18 protein-coding genes are annotated in these 17,479 nt (G+C 72.1%); 10 read left to right on the top strand and 8 right to left on the bottom strand.

Annotated elements, in window-relative coordinates; all coding sequences use genetic code 11:
* The first annotated feature begins 107 nt into the window (after positions 1-107).
* Positions 108-539, top strand: coding sequence for a helix-turn-helix domain-containing protein (locus H9I49_RS24185; protein ID WP_188029226.1), 432 nt, complete (start codon positions 108-110; stop codon positions 537-539).
* A 67-nt stretch (positions 540-606) separates the two neighbouring features.
* Here the strand turns inward: H9I49_RS24185 and H9I49_RS05255 are convergent, their stop codons facing one another.
* The 3 genes from H9I49_RS05255 to H9I49_RS24180 form a co-directional block, all read right to left on the bottom strand.
* On the bottom strand, positions 607-882 hold the full coding sequence (locus tag H9I49_RS05255) for a hypothetical protein (protein ID WP_188029225.1): 276 nt from the start codon (positions 880-882) through the stop codon (positions 607-609).
* A 28-nt stretch (positions 883-910) separates the two neighbouring features.
* On the bottom strand, positions 911-1,291 hold the full coding sequence (locus tag H9I49_RS05250) for a cupin domain-containing protein (RefSeq protein ID WP_188029224.1): 381 nt from the start codon (positions 1,289-1,291) through the stop codon (positions 911-913).
* A 72-nt stretch (positions 1,292-1,363) separates the two neighbouring features.
* A complete protein-coding gene (locus H9I49_RS24180; protein WP_304650669.1) occupies positions 1,364-3,025 on the bottom strand; it encodes a LuxR family transcriptional regulator in 1,662 nt (553 codons plus the stop codon).
* A gap of 150 nt (positions 3,026-3,175) precedes the next feature.
* Between H9I49_RS24180 and H9I49_RS05240 the strand changes: the two genes are divergently transcribed.
* Positions 3,176-5,470 carry a LuxR C-terminal-related transcriptional regulator gene (locus H9I49_RS05240; protein WP_188029223.1) on the top strand — a complete coding sequence of 765 codons (2,295 nt, stop codon included), beginning with the start codon at positions 3,176-3,178 and terminating at the stop codon, positions 5,468-5,470.
* Here the strand turns inward: H9I49_RS05240 and H9I49_RS05235 are convergent, their stop codons facing one another.
* The gene (locus H9I49_RS05235) at positions 5,471-6,082 is read right to left on the bottom strand and encodes an ATP-dependent Clp protease proteolytic subunit (protein ID WP_188029222.1); all 612 of its coding nucleotides are present in this window, start codon (positions 6,080-6,082) and stop codon (positions 5,471-5,473) included.
* A complete protein-coding gene (locus H9I49_RS05230) occupies positions 6,079-6,687 on the bottom strand; it encodes an ATP-dependent Clp protease proteolytic subunit (protein ID WP_188029221.1) in 609 nt (202 codons plus the stop codon). The genes H9I49_RS05235 and H9I49_RS05230 overlap by 4 nt, the downstream gene beginning before the upstream one ends.
* A 139-nt stretch (positions 6,688-6,826) precedes the next feature.
* Between H9I49_RS05230 and H9I49_RS05225 the strand changes: the two genes are divergently transcribed.
* The gene (locus H9I49_RS05225) at positions 6,827-7,375 is read left to right on the top strand and encodes a DinB family protein (protein WP_188029220.1); all 549 of its coding nucleotides are present in this window, start codon (positions 6,827-6,829) and stop codon (positions 7,373-7,375) included.
* Here the strand turns inward: H9I49_RS05225 and H9I49_RS05220 are convergent.
* Positions 7,272-8,519 (bottom strand): glycosyltransferase 87 family protein, encoded by a 1,248-nt coding sequence (locus H9I49_RS05220; RefSeq protein ID WP_188029219.1) that lies wholly within the window; start codon positions 8,517-8,519, stop codon positions 7,272-7,274. The two genes, H9I49_RS05225 and H9I49_RS05220, sit on opposite strands and share 104 nt — an antisense overlap.
* Positions 8,520-8,549: 30 nt before the next feature.
* Entirely contained in the window at positions 8,550-9,782 is a 1,233-nt protein-coding gene (aztD, locus tag H9I49_RS05215) for a zinc metallochaperone AztD (protein ID WP_188029218.1), read from the bottom strand.
* Between the two features lie 127 nt (positions 9,783-9,909).
* Here aztD and H9I49_RS05210 point away from each other — a divergent pair, with 127 nt between their 5' ends.
* A complete protein-coding gene (locus H9I49_RS05210; protein ID WP_188029217.1) occupies positions 9,910-11,556 on the top strand; it encodes an FAD-binding dehydrogenase in 1,647 nt (548 codons plus the stop codon).
* Between the two features lie 163 nt (positions 11,557-11,719).
* Positions 11,720-12,235, top strand: a complete 516-nt coding sequence (locus H9I49_RS05205) for an Hsp20/alpha crystallin family protein (protein WP_188029216.1) — start codon at positions 11,720-11,722, stop codon at positions 12,233-12,235.
* A 70-nt stretch (positions 12,236-12,305) separates the two neighbouring features.
* On the opposite strand, the gene H9I49_RS05200 is transcribed toward H9I49_RS05205, so the two are convergent.
* Positions 12,306-12,995, bottom strand: a complete 690-nt coding sequence (locus tag H9I49_RS05200; RefSeq protein WP_188029215.1) for a GntR family transcriptional regulator — start codon at positions 12,993-12,995, stop codon at positions 12,306-12,308.
* Between the two features lie 117 nt (positions 12,996-13,112).
* On the opposite strand from H9I49_RS05200, the gene H9I49_RS05195 reads away from it, so the two are divergent.
* Genes H9I49_RS05195 through H9I49_RS05175 form a run of 5 tightly spaced genes read left to right on the top strand, consistent with a single transcriptional unit; the run spans position 13,113 to position 17,476 of the window.
* Positions 13,113-14,435 carry an MFS transporter gene (locus tag H9I49_RS05195; RefSeq protein WP_223128250.1) on the top strand — a complete coding sequence of 441 codons (1,323 nt, stop codon included), beginning with the start codon at positions 13,113-13,115 and terminating at the stop codon, positions 14,433-14,435.
* A complete protein-coding gene (locus H9I49_RS05190) occupies positions 14,432-15,220 on the top strand; it encodes a putative hydro-lyase (RefSeq protein ID WP_370587434.1) in 789 nt (262 codons plus the stop codon). The genes H9I49_RS05195 and H9I49_RS05190 overlap by 4 nt, the downstream gene beginning before the upstream one ends.
* Positions 15,220-15,987 carry a LamB/YcsF family protein gene (locus H9I49_RS05185; RefSeq protein WP_188029214.1) on the top strand — a complete coding sequence of 256 codons (768 nt, stop codon included), beginning with the start codon at positions 15,220-15,222 and terminating at the stop codon, positions 15,985-15,987. Before H9I49_RS05190 ends, H9I49_RS05185 begins: the two co-directional genes overlap by 1 nt.
* A gap of 35 nt (positions 15,988-16,022) precedes the next feature.
* Positions 16,023-16,601 (top strand): allophanate hydrolase subunit 1, encoded by a 579-nt coding sequence (locus H9I49_RS05180; protein ID WP_370587433.1) that lies wholly within the window; start codon positions 16,023-16,025, stop codon positions 16,599-16,601.
* The gene (locus tag H9I49_RS05175; RefSeq protein WP_188029212.1) at positions 16,598-17,476 is read left to right on the top strand and encodes a biotin-dependent carboxyltransferase family protein; all 879 of its coding nucleotides are present in this window, start codon (positions 16,598-16,600) and stop codon (positions 17,474-17,476) included. The genes H9I49_RS05180 and H9I49_RS05175 overlap by 4 nt, the downstream gene beginning before the upstream one ends.
* Positions 17,477-17,479: the final 3 nt, after the last annotated feature.

Raw genomic sequence — 17,479 nt, 5'->3', positions numbered from 1 at the left:
CCCGCAGCCCGAGTTCGCCCACGGCGTACGGCCGGGTGCCGCACGCAGGGGGCGTCCGCGCCCGCCGCGTGCGACGCTGGGGAGACGACCCCAGATCGGAGAGCGCCATGACCCAGATCGCACCGCGGACGCACCCGAGCGCCCACCTCCCGCTCCTGCGCGAGGTCTACGGCCGGCTGCTGCGCGGCCTGCGCACCCGCCAGGGGCGCACGCTCGCCGAGGTCGCCGCGCGCGCCGGCATCTCGGTCGCCTACCTCTCCGAGGTCGAGCGCGGCCTCAAGGAGCCGTCGTCGGAGGTGCTCGAGGCGATCTGCATCGCGCTCGGGTCGAGCATCACCGGCCTCGTCGGCGCCACCCACCGCGAGCTGCGCGACCTCACGTCGGACGGCGCGACGGGCGGTCGCGTCCTCGACCTCACCTCCCGGGTCGGCTCGAGCATCGCGACGCCGACCGAGGGGGCTGCCCCGACCGGGACGCTGGCCGGACCGGCCCACGACGCCGGAGTCGGCACCACGGTCGAGGTGCTGCTCGCGGCCTGAGCGGCACGCGAACCAGGCGGGAGCGGGGTGAACCGCTCCCGCCTGCACCGTGGCGGCAGGCACCGCGTCATCCGGCCGCGTCACAGGCCTCGTGCGATCCCAGCTGCAGGTGCGCCACGTCGCTGACGATCAAGCCGGTCGGGTGGCCCACCGCGCTGCGAAGGTACTCCTGCAGCTGCGCCATCCCTCCCGGGAACTCGTCCGATGATCCCGGTGGCGCGATGCCCGAGGCCTCGAACCCGATACAGCTTGCCTGGTGCTGGGCCTCGGCCGATGCCGGTCCGGCCGTACCGAACGCGATCACCAGCGCTGCCGCGCCGACTGCGACTGCCTTTCCCATCATGGCCAGCTCCTTTCGTGTAGACGGGCGCTCAGGACTGAGTCTGGGAGGACTCGGCGTTGCGCATCACGACCTCGAGGGTGCGCTCGAGCTCGGCGGTGGGGCTGAACTCCACGAGGTCGGTTCCGGCGTGGAGCTCAGGGGTGTGCCCGGGCGGCACGAAGTAGGCCTCGCCGGCCTCGAACGTCTCCGAACGGTCACCGTGGTGGTACGTCACCTTGCCCTTGAGCACGAAGCCCCAGTGCGGACACTGGCAGCGGTCATCGGGCAGACCTACGAACAGTGGCGCCAGGTCAGCGTCCTCGGTGTAGGTCTCGAAGGCCGCGGTGTACCCGCCGAGATCCTCGAAATGGCCTTCGTAACCGGGCGCCGTCTCAGTGGTCGATGCCGTCTCCCTGGAAACCTTTGGCATGGGTTCCTCCTCGTTGTCGGACTGTCCGGCGAGCATCGCGCAGTCCCACCCCACGCACCTCGGGCATCTTCCCTATCCAGGTCCCTGTTCGTGGCCCACACGGGTCCGGGCAACGGCCGCCGCCTGGGAGCGGTTGCGCACACCGAGCTTCATCAGGACGCTCGACACGTGGTTGCCGGCCGTCTTGGTCGAGATGAACAGCCGACGCGCTATCTCGGCGTTGGTGAGGCCTTCGCCGAGCAGACGCAGCACCTCGATCTCGCGAGGCGTCAGGTCCTGGACGGCGTGGGCAGCCAGGGGGCGTGAGTCGTCACCGAGCTCACGCAGAAGCGCGGCGGCGGTGTCACGTTCGTAGCTGGCCCGCGCCGTGTGCAGCGCGACCATCGCGTTGCGCCCCTCGACGATCGCGGCCCGCCGGTCGACCGTGCGAAGGCCGCGGGCCAGGTCCAGCCGGCTTCGGCCGACCTCGAGGTCCATCCCCAGGCGCGAGAAGATCGCCACCGCTCGCTCGAGGTGCTCCAGCCCGCCGGCCGTGCCGGCCGCTCCGGCGACCCGGCCCAGGGCGCGCTCCGCATATGCGGTGACCCGGTCGATCCCTGCTGCGGCGGCCAGGGCCTCCAGCGAGCGCGCGGCCTCGGTGGCCGCATCGAGGTCTCCCCCTGCCAGCCGTCCCTGTACGAGCAGGTCCAGCACGGTCACGGCCAGCAGGCTCTCGCTGCCGATCTGGCGTAGTCGGCGCTCGAGCACGACGGTGGCCGCCGCAGGTTCGCCACGCATGAGGTGCAGCTCGGCGCGCGCGCGGACCGTCCAGCCGTCCCCGTCGGCTCCCGGCAGCAGCTGTTCGGCCTCCTCGAAACGGCCCTGCCGCACGAGTAGGTCCGCGAGCCTCGCTCGGGGGTCGACACATCGCCCGTGCGTGCCGGTGCGGTCCTCGACCCGGAGCGCGCGAGCCAGCTCGCGCTCGGCGTCCTCCAGGCGGCCACCCGCAATGAGCGCCTCGGCACTGCAGCAGCCGCAGAAGCTCATCACCGGTAGCTCGTGGCGCTGGTGGGTTGCCTCGTCCAGCAGGCGGTTCCACTGACGGAGACGATCGACGTCGCCCGTCTGGTCGCAGGCCGCGAGCAGGTTGCAACAGAGCTCGCCGAGTGTCTCCAGGTCGGCGGCCTCACCCCCGAGCGCGGCCGCCATCGCCTCGTCGAGGCGCGACATGCCGGACTCGACCGCGCCGACCCTCACCTCCGCGAGGCCGAGCCGCCCGAGTGCAGCGATCTCCAGGTCGGGGTCGCCCAGCCGCCGGGCGATCTCGAGCGCGGCCTTCGCATGCTGGCGTGCCTCGAGGCGCTCACCCGCCCGCTCACAGAGGACCAGCTCGAGACGCGCGTGGTCGGGGCCCTGTGGCACGTGCTCGAGGAGTCCCGCGGCGCGAGCCAGCCAACCGCCGGCCGCGGCGGGGTTGGCGACTCCGACCTGGTACTCGTGCGCGATCCACAGCGCCACGTGTGCCGCCGCCCGGTCGTCGCCGCGCTGCCGATATCCCGAATAGGCATGTGTCCGCTCGGCAATGGCGCGGGCGGGGCCCGCGGTCCACCACAGGGCTCTGCCGAGCCCGTCCCGTGCCTCCGGCGCGTCGTCACGGTCCAGCGCGGCCTCGAAGGCGGCGCGGGCGGCCGGCCAGTCGCCTGCGGCGAGTGCCGCCTTCCCCACGGCGAGCGGGTCTGTGGCCAGCCCAGCCATGGAGCGATTGTCCCACTCGTGGGCCACCGCGACTGCGAGATCACGCCCCGTCGAACCGACGGTCCCTCGAGGACGCCGACGGACGCGGACGAGGCGACTAGTGTTCCGGCTATGGGGCACCCCGTGCGGGGTCTGAACGTCGGTCGTTCCGTGGCGCTGAGCAGCTTCGTCGGCCGCGGACGAGACGTGGCCGAGGTCAGACGGTTGCTCTCGACCTCTCGCCTGGTGACCCTGACGGGGCCGGGCGGAGTGGGAAAGACCCGGCTCGCGCTCGAGGTCGCGAATGCCGTGCGCCGACTGTTCCCCGACGGCGTGGTGGTGGTCGAGCTGGACCAGGTCAGCGATCCGGCGCTCGTCGTCAACGCGGTCGCCGTCTCGGTGGGTCTGCGCGAGCAGGCCGGCCGCGCGCCGCTCGAGATGCTGACCGACTACCTCGCTTCTCGTCACCTGTTGCTGCTGCTGGACAACTCCGAGCACGTGATCGACGCGACCGCCCAGCTCGCCGACGCGCTGCTGCGGGCCTGTCCGCAGCTGCGGATCCTGGCCACGAGCCGGGAGTGGCTCGGCATCGCCGGGGAGGTGATCTTGCCGGTGCCACCGCTCGAGCTGCCCGACGTCGACGAGCCCGAGGACCACAACCTGCTCCAGTACGGCGCGGTGGAGCTCTTCGTCGACCGGGCCGCCGCCGTGCTGAACGACTACGACCTCACCGAGGCCAACCGGTTCGAGGTCGCCGACATCTGCCGCCGGCTCGACGGGCTACCGCTGGCCATCGAGCTCGCCGCGGCACGGTTGCGCGCGCTCTCGGAGAAGGAGCTGCTCGCCAGGCTGTCCGACCATCTGCACCTGCTGAGCGCCCCACCGCGCAGCCACGCACCGAGTCGTCAGCGGACGCTGCGCGCCTGCATCGAATGGAGCTACGGGCTGTGCTCGGCCCAGGAGCAGCTCCTCTGGGCCCGCCTGTCGGTGTTCACCGGAGGTTTCGAGCTCGACACGGCGGAAGAGGTCTGCGCAGGCGACGGCGTCGCCGCTGCCGACGTGCTGCATACGGTCTCCTCGCTGATCGACAAGTCGATCCTGGTCGGAGAACGGCACGCCGAGGTGGTGCGCTACCGGATGCTGGACACGATCCGGGAGTTCGGCCGCGAACGGCTCGAGGAGACCGGCGAGCTGGCCGGTCTGCGCCGCAGCCACCGGGACGCCTACCTGCGGCTGGTGGAGCGGGCGGACGCGGACTGGGTCAGCCCGCGGCAGGTCGGCTGGTTCGCCCGGCTGGACCGGGAGCACGCCAACGTGCAGACGGCCGTGGACTACTCCCTCACGCAGCCCGGCGAGGCCGAGGCGGCGATGCGAATACTGGCCGGCCTGTTCCACTTCTACTGGTGGGGCCGGGGCTGGGCACGTGAGGGGCGCCTGTGGCTCGCGCGGGCGTTCGACAAGCCGACTCCGCCGTCCGCCGTCCGCGCTCGCGCCCTGCTCACCGACGCCTCGCTGTCGCTCGCCGACGGGGAGTTCGACGTCGGCGGGCAACGGCTCGAGGCAGCCAGGGCCATCCTCTCCACGGTGCCCGATCCCGGTGGCGCCGCCTTCGCGTGGTGGGTGGAGGGGTCGGTCGGGCTGTACACCGGCGACCTCCCTGCGGCGACAGGCGCCTTCGAGAAAGGTCTCGCGCTGCTCGAGCCCGGTCGCGAGCTCACCGTGCGACTCGACTTGCTGCTGTCCTACTCATCGGCGCTGGCCCTGTTGGGTGACACGGAACGTGCCACCTGGTGCCATGACGAGTTCCTGCGCATCACCGTGCCTGCCGGAGAGTCGTTCCATCGTGCGTACGCGCAGTGGACGTTCGGGCTGTTCGTGATGCAACAGGGGGACCTGCCTCGGGCGGTCGAGGTGATCCGCCAGAGCATCGAGCTGCGACGGACCATCCGTGACCTCACCGGGCTGGGCTGGTCGCAGGAGACGCTGGCCTGGGGGGAGTCCGCGCTGGGTCATCACGACCGTGCCGCGACGCTGCTGGGCGCGGCGGACCGTCTGTGGGAGATCATGGGCCGCCCCCTGCGCACGTACCAGCACCTGTACCCGTCCCACGAGGCCTGCGTGCGCACCGCACGGGAGCAGCTCGGCAGCAAGGGCTTCGCGGCCGCGTTCGAGCGTGGGCGCGCACTGAGCATCGACGAAGGCATCGCGTATGCGCTCGACGAGCAGCCCGCCGCCCCCACGGCACCTGCGGGGTGGGAGGCCGACAGCGTGCTCACGGCTCGGGAACGTCAGACCGCCGAGCTGATCGCACAGGGCCTGAGCAACCGGGAGATCGCCACCCGGCTGTCGATCTCGGCGCGGACCGTCGAGACCCATACGCAGCACATCCTGACCAAGCTCGACTTCCGGTCTCGGGCGCAGATCGCCAGCTGGGTGGCCCGGCAGCGTGCCACCGGCCAGGGATGATCACCCTTCGGGGCGCTCGGCCTCCGACGCGCGCTCGATGACGTGGTCGACGATCCCGAACTCGACGGCCTGCTCGGCGGTCAGCACCTTGTCCCGGTCCGTGTCGAGGCGCAGCTGCTCGATGCTGCGTCCCGTGTGCCGGCTCAGCACCTCCTCGACCTGGGAGCGCACGCGCAGCAGCTCGTCGGCCTGGAGCGCGAGGTCGCTCACCGTGCCCTGCCCGCCTGCCGATGGCTGGTGGAGCAGCACGCGGGAGTGGCGTAGGGCGAACCGGCGCCCCGACTCCCCCGCCGCGAGCAGCACCGCGGCGGCCGAGGCCGCCTGCCCGAGGCAGTAGGTCGCGACGGGCGCCTGGACGAACTGCATCGTGTCGTAGATCGCCATCAGCGCCGTGAAGGAGCCGCCGGGACTGTTGACGTACAGGGAGAGCTCCCGGTCGGGAGCCACGTCCGCGAGATGGAGCAGCTGGGCCATGACGACGTTCGCGACCCCGTCGTCGATCTCCGTGCCCACGAAGATGATCCGCTCCTGGAGCAGGCGGCTGTAGATGTCGAAGCTGCGCTCACCCGCGGGAGTCCGCTCGATGACGTAGGGGATGGTGTAGCTGCTCACCGCAGACCCACCTTCCGCTCGACGCCGACCGGGCGCACGTCGGCGAGCGAGCTGACGACGTGGTCGACGATGCCGTACGCCTCCGCCTCCTCCGCGCTGAACCACCGGTCGCGTTCGCTGTCTCGCGTGATCTGCTCGACGGTCTGGCCCGTGTGCTCGGCCTGGAGCTCGTTGACGCGGCGCTTGACCACCTTGAGGTTGTTGGCCTGCACCTCGACATCGGCCGCCGTGCCCTGGATGCCCGCCGACGGCTGGTGCATCATGATCCGCGCGTTGGGCAGGGCGAAGCGCTTGCCCGGCGTGCCCGCGCCCAGCAGGAACTGACCCATCGAGGCCGCGAATCCCACTGCGAGAGTGGACACGTCGTTCGGGATGACCCGCATCGTGTCGTAGATGGCGAGCCCAGCCGTCACGGAGCCGCCCGGGCTGTTGACGTAGAGGCTGATGTCGGCGCGTGGGTCGCGGGCCGAGAGCAGGAGCAGCTGGGCGGTGATCCGGTTGGCGATCGGGTCGTCCACCTCTGCCCCGAGGACGATGATCCGCTGGTGGAGCAGCTGCATGGACAGCTGGTCGTCCAGCGGCGCGGGTGTGAGGGTGTCGGTCATGGACCCAGCGTGCGCCGACGCGCACCGGCCGGGAGTCGATCTCTGCTGCGGGCTGATTCGCCGTCGGCGTACGCGGACCGCTGACGTTCCGGCGGAAACCGGATGGCGCATCGGCGACGGTGCGACCACGATGGCGCGCATGGCCGGACAGAAGTACCCCGACATGTGGGTGGACCCCGAGGACGACCCGCGCCCGCAGGACGCGGTCCTCGGCGACGAGCGCGCGACGCTGCTGGACTACCTCCGCAGCTACCGCCTCACCCTCGAGATGAAGTGCTCCGGGCTCACCGCCGAGCACCTGGCGATGCGCTCGGTGCCACCGTCGACGATGTCGCTGCTCGGGCTGGTGCGCCACCTCGCCCAGGTCGAGCAGAGCTGGTTCCGGCGCGTCATGGCCGGCGAGGACGTGCCGTACCTCTACCGGCGCGACGATGACCGGGACGCCGACTTCAATGGCGCCGTCGGTGAGGACGAGGTCGTGGCCGAGGCGTGGGCGCGGTGGCGCGAGGAGGTGGCCAACGCGGAGGCCTTCGTCGAAGCGGCCCAGTCGCTCGACCTGATGAGCCTCGACCCGAGGAACCCGATCAACCTGCGCGAGGTCCTCGTCCACATGATCGAGGAGTACGCCCGCCACTGCGGGCACGCCGACCTGCTGCGCGAGTGCATCGACGGCCGGACGGGTCAGTAGCAGAACCCCGGGTCGTGGCCCAGGCAGCGAGGGCGAGGGCGGCGAGGAGGTAGGCGTTGCCGACGACGTGCTCGAACGGACCCCAGCCGTACTCGCGACCCTGGCCCCATGGAGGCCACAGCACGGGGCGGGCCACGAACACCGCGGTCCACGCGGCGGCCGCCCACCGGCTGCGCTCCCACAGGGCCAACGCGATCGGCACCGCCCACACCCAGTGGTGCGACCACGAGATCGGCGACGCCACCAGCGTGGCCACCGCGGCCAGGCAGGTGCCGAGCACGCGGTCGCCGCGCCGCCACCGGGATCCCGCGACGAGCAGGACTGCGAGGCAGAGCGGCACCGCGACCGCGAGCCACAGCAGGGTCGGTGGTCGGCCGTCGAGCAGCCGGGTGAGCGCGCCGTACACCGACTGGTTGTGGGTCAGTGCCGGCGGCCCGATCCGCCCGGCGTCGACGAGGCCGTCGGTCCAGTAGGACGTGGCCCAGCCCGGCGCCGCGAGGAACCCGACCACGACCGTGCCGGCGAAAGCCAGGACCGCTCGTCCGGCAGCCGCGCGATGCCCCACCAGCACGAGCAGCACGACGAGGACGAGCGGGGTCAGCTTCACGCCGGCCGCGAGGCCCAGCAGCACGCCGGACCAGCGCCGCTCCGGCAGGAGCAGGTCGACCAGCACCGCCAGCATGATGAACGCGTTGACCTGTCCGAAGACGAGGTTCTGCCAGACCGGCTCCAGGGCCAGCGCACCGCCCGTGAGGAGCGCGATCAGCCACCCCGGGGCGGGGCGGTCGAGCTCGCGACGCACGAGCACGACGGTTGCCGCGAGCGCGCCCACCGATGCCCCGGTCCAGACCGCGGCGGCGAGCCACGCGGGGACCAGCCCCAGCGGCACCATGACGAGTGCGGCGAACGGCGGGTAGGTGAACGTCAGCCCGGTCACCGGGTCGCGTGGCGCGAGGGCCGACTGCCCATCGAGCACCGTTCCACCCGCGTGTTGGTACACGAACAGGTCGGTGAAGCCGCCGTGCAGCCCGCCTGCGACGACTGCGGCAACGAGAAGGGCCACGACCGGCGTGGCGCCGACGAGCAGCCGGGAGCACCTTTCGGAGCCCGGGTCAGGACGACCGGCGTCATCCGAGCCCAGCACCCTCGCATCGTACGCAGCGTGCCGTTCCGGTCAGCCGCTGACGCCTGCGATCTCGCTCGGCACGCCGGGGAGGGTGCCGCGGCCCACGACGCGTCCGGTCGCCAGGTCGACCGCGACGAGGGCCGAGGCCGTCGGGTCGGTGACGTAGGCCCGGTCGCCGACGACGCGCACTGCCGGACGCGGGTCCTGCCACTCGAGCGGCTCGCTCCAGGGTCGCACGACAGGGATCGACCGCGTCGTGCGCCCGGTGGCCGGGTCGATGACGCGCAGGCGCCCGTCGGTGCCGAGCAGGAGCGCCTCGCCGCGCGGGCCCCGCTCGAGACTGCGGAACGAGTAGCTGACCCCGACGTCGACGAGGCGCAGGCGGCCCGTCGCCGTGTCGGTGAGCGAGATGCGCGTCGGGCGTTCGAGCTTCGCGTCACGGTCGACCTTGTAGTCGCCCAGGACGACGGACGACGCCTTCGAACCGGCTTGGTTGCCGATACGGCCGTACGCGTCCGGGCTCGCGACCTTGGTGAACTTGCCGTCCCGGAAGACGAGGATGCCGTCCTCGCAGCCGAGCGTGACCGCGTGGTCGGCGGCGACGGCCTCGCCGTGCAGCCCGGGGCAGGCGTGGGTGCGGGCCACCTCACGACCCGAGACGTCGCGGGCGACGGCGCCGGTGCGTGCCTCCTCGTCGCCGATGCTGTGCACGAGGGTGGCGTCGGCGAGCTGGACCGCCACGCCGTGGTGCGCCTCCGGCGTCCGGTGGCGCACGACCGCGGGTGCGCTCGAGGTCGCGAGCTTGGCCGGGTCGAACACCTGGATCTCGCCGGTGCCGTCGGCGAAGAGCACCGTGCGGCCGCCGTGGACGACGACGTGCCCGGGGTGCGAGCCGGCGAACGTCGCCCCGGTGAACCGTGGCGCCGTGGTGAAGGAGTGGCCATGGTCGCCGTGCGGTTCCGTCCACGCCCCGAGGTCGAGGACACGCCAGGCGTCGCCCGCGGTGGCGAGCACGTGGCGACCGTCCCCCGCGGCGTTGAGCCGGACGAAGCCCGTCGTCGGGAGGTCGGCGAGGACCTTCAGCGTGCGGGCGTCGACGACCGCGACCCCGCTGGCGTGGCTCACAGCGAGGCGTGGGCTCGGTCCCTGGGCCTCGGCCGTCGGGGGCGGCGCGGACGGAGTGCCGGTCTGCGCCGCGCCGGGGGACGACGGCGTGGAGCAGGCGGTCAGGGCACCGGCGAGGAGCGGGACGAGGAGGAGGGACATCGTTCGGCGAGTCATACGAGAATGATTCTCATTATGATCCCCTGCTGTCAACTCAGCCACGGTGGTTGACCCGTGCGGTCCCGACCTAGAGGCTGGGCGAGCGCAGCGGTCAGCACTGCGGCACGCCGAGGGAGAGGGACCCATGGAAGCCGACGTCGTCGTCGTAGGAGCGGGACTGGCCGGTCTGGTCGCCACCGCCGAGCTCGCCGACCGTGGCAAGCGCGTCATCCTCGTCGACCAGGAGGGCGAGCAGTCCGTCGGCGGCCAGGCCTTCTGGAGCTTCGGCGGCCTCTTCCTCGTCGACAGCCCGGAGCAGCGCCGCATGGGCATCAAGGACAGCCTCGAGCTCGCGACCCAGGACTGGATGGGGTCGGCACAATTCGACCGCGACGAGGACTTCTGGCCGCGCAAGTGGGCCGAGGCGTACCTCCACTTCGCGGCGGGCGAGAAGCGCTCGTGGCTGCACGAGCAGGGTCACCGGCTCTTCCCCGTCGTCGGCTGGGCCGAGCGCGGCGACGGCCGCGCCGACGGCCACGGCAACTCGGTGCCGCGCTTCCACGTCACGTGGGGCACCGGCCCCGGTCTCGTCGGACCCTTCGACCGACGGGTCCGCGACGGTGTCGCGGCCGGACGGGTCACCCTCGCCCTGCGCCACCGCGTCGACGAGCTCGTCACGTCCGGCGGGGGCGTCACCGGCGTGCGCGGCACCGTGCTCGCGCCGGATGCCGCCGAGCGCGGGAAGCCCAGCAACCGCAACGGGATCGGCGACTTCGAGATCTCGGCCCAGGCCGTGGTCGTCACGAGCGGCGGCATCGGCGGCAACCACGACCTCGTCCGGGAGGCCTGGCCGGAGCGGCTCGGCACCCCGCCGGCCCGCATGGTCGCCGGCGTCCCCGCGCACGTCGACGGGCGCATGCTCGTGATCACGGAGCATGCGGGCGGCCACGTGATCAACCCCGACCGCATGTGGCACTACACCGAGGGCCTGCGCAACTGGGACCCCGTCTGGGACAACCACGGCATCCGCATCCTGCCCGGCCCGTCGTCGCTGTGGATCGACGCGCGGGGCCGCCGGTTCCCGGCGCCCTACTTTCCGGGCTTCGACACGCTGGGGACGCTCGGGCACATCATGCGCAGCGGCCACGACTACTCGTGGTTCGTGCTGACGCAGCGCATCATCGAGAAGGAGTTCGCCCTGTCCGGGTCGGAGCAGAACCCCGACCTCACCGGCAAGGACGTGAGGCAGGTGCTGGGCCGCGTCCGGAAGGGGGCCCCGGGTCCCGTGGAGGCGTTCAAGGAGCACGGCGAGGACTTCGTGGTGGCCCGCTCCCTCGAGGAGCTCGTCCGGGGCATGAACGCGCTGACGGGCGACGGGCTCATCGAGCTCGACTCGCTGCGCCGCACGATCGTCGCCCGCGACAACGAGATCGACAACGACTTCACGAAGGACGCCCAGATCACCGCTATCCGGGGCGCGCGGAACTACCGCGGGGACAAGCTGATCCGCGTCGCGAGCCCGCACAAGCTGCTCGACCCGAAGGCCGGACCGCTCATCGCCGTGCGGCTCAACATCCTCACCCGCAAGACGCTGGGCGGGCTGGAGACCGACCTCGCCGGACGCGTGCTGCGCCCGGGCGGCGAGCCGCTGCCCGGCGTGTACGCCGCGGGCGAGGTCAGCGGCTTCGGCGGGGGCGGCATGCACGGCTACAACTCGCTCGAGGGCACCTTCCTCGGGGGCTGCCTGTTCAGTGGGCGCACCGCCGGCCGCTCGGTCGCCGCGGCGCTCTGAGGGCACTCGCGAGACCGTGGCCCGGACGTCGGTCGCCGACGCTTGACGACACGGCAACTCCTGATCTAAAACTGGAACACAGCACAAAGTTGAGCGGTTACCACTCAAGAAAGGTCCGTCGAGGCCGACAAGATCGGCCTCACCGTTCATCGCAGGAGTAATCATGAGCACCAGCACCTTCGACCCGTTCCGTAGCCTCGACCGCACGTTCGACCGGCTCCTGGGCGACAGCCTGCGCAGCACGGCGGGCGGCGCGATCATGCCGATGGACCTCTACCGGTCCGGCGAGAGCTTCGTCGCCCACATCGACCTGCCGGGCGTCGACCCGGGCAGCATCGACATCGACGTCGAGGACCGCACCCTCACGGTGCGCGCCGAGCGCACCGCCCCCGAGGAGGAGGGAGCGCAGTGGCTCTCGCGCGAGCGGCCCACGGGCACCTTCGCCCGCCAGCTCTCGCTGGGTCGCGGCCTGGCTCTCGACCGCATCGAGGCCGACTACCGCGACGGCGTCCTCTCCCTGACGATCCCGGTCGCCGAGGAGGCCAAGCCGCGCAAGATCTCCGTCTCACACGGGGGCTCGCACCAGGCCATCGGGTCCGGCACCGACAAGGGCACCGACACGAGCACCGACCAGGGTTCCGACACCGGCTCCGACCAGGCCGAGCGGCAGGCGGGCTGACAGCCACCGAGTCGGGGTGGCCGGGGTGGCCAGTGGCCGTCCCGGCCACCTCGTGCGTTTCACCCGGGGGTCAGGTCACCGCCCGGAGCAGCTCCCGCTCGGCATCGTCGAGGTAGCGCACCAGGGCGTCATGGGCCTCGTTCACCTCGCCGGCCTCCAGGAGCCGGCAGATCTCGGCGTTGCGCTCGACGTAGGGCTCGTGGAATCGCCGGGGGTCGGGCATCACGAGGAAGACCAGGCGCAGCTCAGCCAGCACGTGCTCCATCAGCTCGCCGACGCGCGGGCTGCCCGCCAGGGCGGCGATCGCCAGGTGGAACCGCATGTTCGCCGTTCCCACATCCATCCAGCGGCCGTCCGCGGCGCACTGCCGAGCCTCGTCCAGAGCGGCACGCAAGGCCACGAGGCGTTCGGGGGCGACGGCCCGCACCCCGCGCAGCGCCCCCAGCTCCACGAGGCGGCGCACCTGGAACAGGTCGCTGAGGTCCTCCGGGGTGAGCTGCCTGACGAAGACCCCGCGGTTGAGCTCATGGACGAGAAGGCGCTCGTGCGCGAGCAGGCGGAACGCCTCCCGAAGGGTGTTTCGTGACACCCCGAGCGCGCGGCTGATGGCGTCCTCCGAGAGCCGTGTGGACGGTGGGATCGCGCCCGCCATGATCTGCTCGCGCAGCAGCGCGGCGACGCGTTCGGCCGTGCTGCTGCGGCCCAGCAGGGACCGCTCCTGCTCGAGGGCCTCCAGGAGTGCCACCTCGTTCTGCGCCATCAGGCCTCCCAACGTCGAGTCAGGGCCAGTCTAGACATTTCTTTGACCTTTCCCCTTGTGGGATTGTTCAACAATCTCTAGCGTAGGTGCATCAAGCCACTCCCCCTGGAGGTCCCCATGGCAACACCGACCAGCGACGAACCGATGAACACACCTGTCGCCGAAGCCGACCGACCGCCCTCCGGCTCCGGCACCGTCGCCGTCGCCGCGGACACCGGAGCCTTCGCCTGGTGGCGCTCGCTGACCTCCGCGGGCCGCCGCGCGTTCACCGGCTCCTTCCTCGGCTACGCGCTCGACTCCTACGACTTCTGGGTGCTGCCCCTCGGACTGGCCGCCATCACGGCGGCGTTCGGGCTGAGCACCCCGGAGGCCGGCCTCCTCGCGACCACGACCCTCGTGGCCAGCGCGTTCGGCGGAGTGATCGCCGGCATCCTGTGCGACCGCATCGGGCGGGTCCGGACGCTGATGCTCACCGTTGCCACCTACGCCGTCTTCACCGCCCTCTGCGGGCTGGCGCAGAACTACGACATGCTCCTGCTGTTCCGCGCGGCTCAGGGCATCGGGTTCGGCGGCGAGTGGGCCGCCGGGGCGGTGCTGATGTCCGAGTACGCCGCGGCCCGGCACCGCGGCCGGACGGTCGCGCTGATCCAGAGCTCGTGGGCGGTCGGCTGGGGCCTCGCCGTCCTCGCCTACACCGTGATCTTCTCGCTGGCGGACGAGGGGACGGCCTGGCGCCTGCTCTTCTTCACCGGCGCGCTGCCCGCGCTCCTCGTCTTCTACGTCCGCCGCAACATGAAGGACGCCCCGGCCTTCGAGGAGAACAGGAGCCAGGTCGACCGGGTCGCGATCGCCTCGATCTGGAAGCCCGACCTGGTCAGGACCACGCTGCTCGCATCGGTGCTGGCGACCGGCGCCCAGGGCGGCTACTACACCCTCGCGACGTGGGTGCCGACGTTCCTCAAGACCGAACGAGGGCTCACGGTGGTCGGCACCGGCAGCTACCTCGTCTTCCTCATCACCGGTGCGTTCGCCGGCTACCTCACCGGCGGCTACTTCACCGACCGCATCGGCCGCAAGAACACGTTCCGGATCTTCGCCGTGCTGAGTGCCGTGCTGATCGTCCTCTACACCCAGCTGCCTGCGAGCGCGGGCGACTACGTGCGGATCCTCGGCTTCCCGCTGGGGTTCTGCTCCAGCGCCATCTTCGCCGGCTTCGGGGCCTACCTGGCCGAGCTGTTCCCGCTGCGGGTCCGGGGCACGGCCCAGGGTTTCACGTACAACGTCGGCCGCGGTATCGGGGCGTTCTTCCCCACGGTCATCGGGTTCCTCGCCGCCAACTACGGGATGGGCGGGGCGATGACCTTCGGCGCCGCGGCATACGGCCTCGTCGTGGTCGCGCTGTTCTGGCTGCCCGAGACCGCGGCAAGGGAGCTGACGTGACCGTCGAGCACGCGGCGATGACACCCGAGCGGGCACGGGTCGCGTTCCGCGAGGGTCAGGTGGCACCGACGCCCGGGTGGGCCGACGGCTACGCGCAGGCCAACCTCGTCAGCGTGCCCAAGGACTTCGCGTACGACGTGCTCCTCTTCGCCCAGCGCAACCCCAAGCCGTGCCCCCTGCTCGACGTGACCGAGCCCGGCTCGTGGTCGACGGCGGTGGCGCCGGGGGCCGACCTGCGAACCGACCTGCCGCGGTACCGCGTGTGGGCCGACGGCGAGCTGGTCGAGGAGCCGGACGACGTCCGACCCTGGTGGCGTGAGGACCTCGTGACGTTCCTCATCGGCTGCAGCTTCACGTTCGAGGCTGCGCTGCTCGAGGCCGGCGTCCCCGTGCGACACCTCGAGCAGGGCCGCAACGTGCCGATGTTCCGCACCGACCGCCGCTGCCGGCCCGCGGGCCGCTTGGGCGGCGACCTCGTGGTCACGATGCGGCCCATCCCCGCGGCGCTCGTGGCCAAGGCGGTGACCGTCACCGCGGCGGTGCCGGCGGTCCACGGCGCGCCGGTGCACGTCGGCGAGCCCGGGCGGCTGGGCATCGCCGACCTCTCCGAGCCCGACTTCGGCGACCCCGTCGACCTCGACGACGGCGATGTCCCGGTGTTCTGGGCGTGCGGTGTCACACCGCAGGTGGCGATCATGGAGTCGCGGCCGCCGTTCGCGATCACGCACGCGCCGGGGTACATGTTCGTCACGGACGTCCGCGACGTGGACCTCCGGGTGTCGTGATGGTGACCATCGACCTCAACAGCGACCTCGGCGAAGGCTTCGGGGTCTGGCGGCTCACCGACGACGACGCCCTGCTCGACGTCGTGACCAGCGCGAACGTCGCCTGCGGCTTCCATGCCGGCGACCCCTCCACCATGAGGCGCGTGTGCGAGCGAGCGGCGGCGAACGGCGTCACGGTCGGAGCCCAGGTCTCGTACCGAGACCTCGCCGGGTTCGGGCGCCGTCGCATGGACGTGGACCCGTCCGAGCTGCGCGACGACGTGCTGTACCAGATCGGCGCGCTCGACGCCTTCGCCCGGGCGGCCGGCACGGCGGTGCGCTACGTCAAGCCGCACGGCGCGCTCTACAACACCGTGGTGCACGACGAGACGCAGGCCGACGCGGTGGTCGAAGCCGTCGCCGGCTACGACGCCGGCCTTCCGGTCCTCGGCCTGCCCGGCTCCCAGCTGCTGCGGAGGGCGGCGGCCGCGGGACTGGCGACCGTGCCGGAGGCGTTCGCCGACCGCGCCTACACGCCCGAGGGGACGCTGCAACCGCGGAACCGGCCGGGTGCGGTGCTGCACGACGTGGAGCAGGTCGTCGCCCGGTGCGTCGAGATCGCCACGCAACGCACGGTCCGCGCCGTCGACGGCAGCACCGTCGAGGTCGAGGCGCGGTCCATCTGCTTGCACGGCGACACGCCTGGAGCGGTCGAGATCGCGCGCCGGGTTCGGCAGGCGCTCGAGGGAGCCGGTGTGCGGGTCGCTCCCTTCGCGGGGGCAGGCTGATGCTCGTCCTCCCCTGCGGGGAACATTCCGCCCTGGTGGAGCTCTCCGACCTCACCGAGGTGCTCGGGCTCTACGCGACGCTCCGACGTGAGCCGCTCGAGGGAGTGACGGAGCTCGTGCCCGCGGCACGGACGCTGCTCGTGCGGTTCGACCGGACGGTCACCGGGGTGGACCGCCTCGCCGCGGAGCTGCGCGAGCGTCCTGTCGGACCGGCCGAGGACCACCACCGCGACGAGGTCAAGATCGAGGTGCGCTACGACGGGGAGGACCTCGAGGAGGTCGCATCCCTGAGCGGCCTCCCGGTTCGCGAGGTCGTCGAGAGACACGTCGCGGCCGCGTACACCAGTGCGTTCTGCGGTTTCGCACCCGGGTTCGCCTACCTGGTCGGGCTCGACCGCAGTCTGTGGGTGCCGCGGCGCGACTCGCCCCGCACGCGCGTACCCACCGGGGCGGTCGCGATCGCCGACGAGTACGCCGCCGTCTATCCCCGGGAGTCGCCGGGCGGGTGGCGGATCATCGGCCACACCGACGCCCCGGTCTGGGACCTGGAACGCACCCCGCCGACGCTCCTCGCGCCGGGCACACCCGTTCGCTTCGTGGAGGTGACGCCATGACCCTCGAGGTGCTCTCCCCGGGGCCGCTCGCCACCGTCCAGGACCTCGGCCGTCCGGGGCTCGCCCACCTCGGGGTCGGCGAGTCCGGCGCGGCCGACCGCCGCAGCCTCCGACTGGCGAACCGGCTGGTGGGAAACCCCGAGAGCGCCGCGGCGGTCGAGGCGACGCTGGGCGGCCTGGCCGTCCGGTTCGACACCGCGGTGCTCGTCGCGCTGACCGGGGCGCCGTGTCCGGTGACCGCCGCCGGGCGACCTGCCGCGATGTACGCACCGCTGCCACTGAGGGCCGGCGAGACCCTTCAGCTCGGGATGCCCGATGCAGGTCTGCGCACCTACCTCGCCGTTCGTGGAGGCATCGACGTCCCCTGCGTGCTCGGATCACGCAGCACCGACACCATGGCCTCGCTCGGCCCCCCGCCGCTGGGCCCGGGAGCGCGGCTGCCCGTGGGCGCACCGACCCGGCCCCATCCCGGCGTCGACGTCGCCCCACAGGCGCCGTACGCGTCCGAGATCCGGCTCGACGTGGTCCTCGGACCACGCGAGGACTGGTTCACCGCGGAGGGCCTCGCCGCGCTGTGCCACGGGCCGTACACGGTGACCGACAAGTGCGACCGAGTCGGGATCCGGCTGGACGGACCGGTGCTGACCCGCCGGATCGAGCGGGAGCTCAAGCCGGAGGCGACGGTCACGGGCGCCCTGCAGGTGCCGCCCAACGGGCAGCCGATCCTCTTCCTCGCCGACCATCCGGTCACCGGCGGCTACCCCGTGATCGCGGTGCTCGCCGAGGACGACCTGCACCTGGCCGCCCAGGCGCGTCCCGGTCAGCGGTTGTGGTTCCGCACCGCGGGCCGGAGACGCCTCCGGAACGTCGGCTGACGC

It is taken from the genome of Terrabacter sp. MAHUQ-38, from assembly GCF_014518425.1.
In the GTDB taxonomy this organism is placed as follows: Bacteria; Actinomycetota; Actinomycetes; order Actinomycetales; family Dermatophilaceae; genus Terrabacter.
The sequence above is the reverse complement of the archived record's forward strand: the minus strand, read 5'-3'. Positions and strand labels throughout refer to the sequence as shown.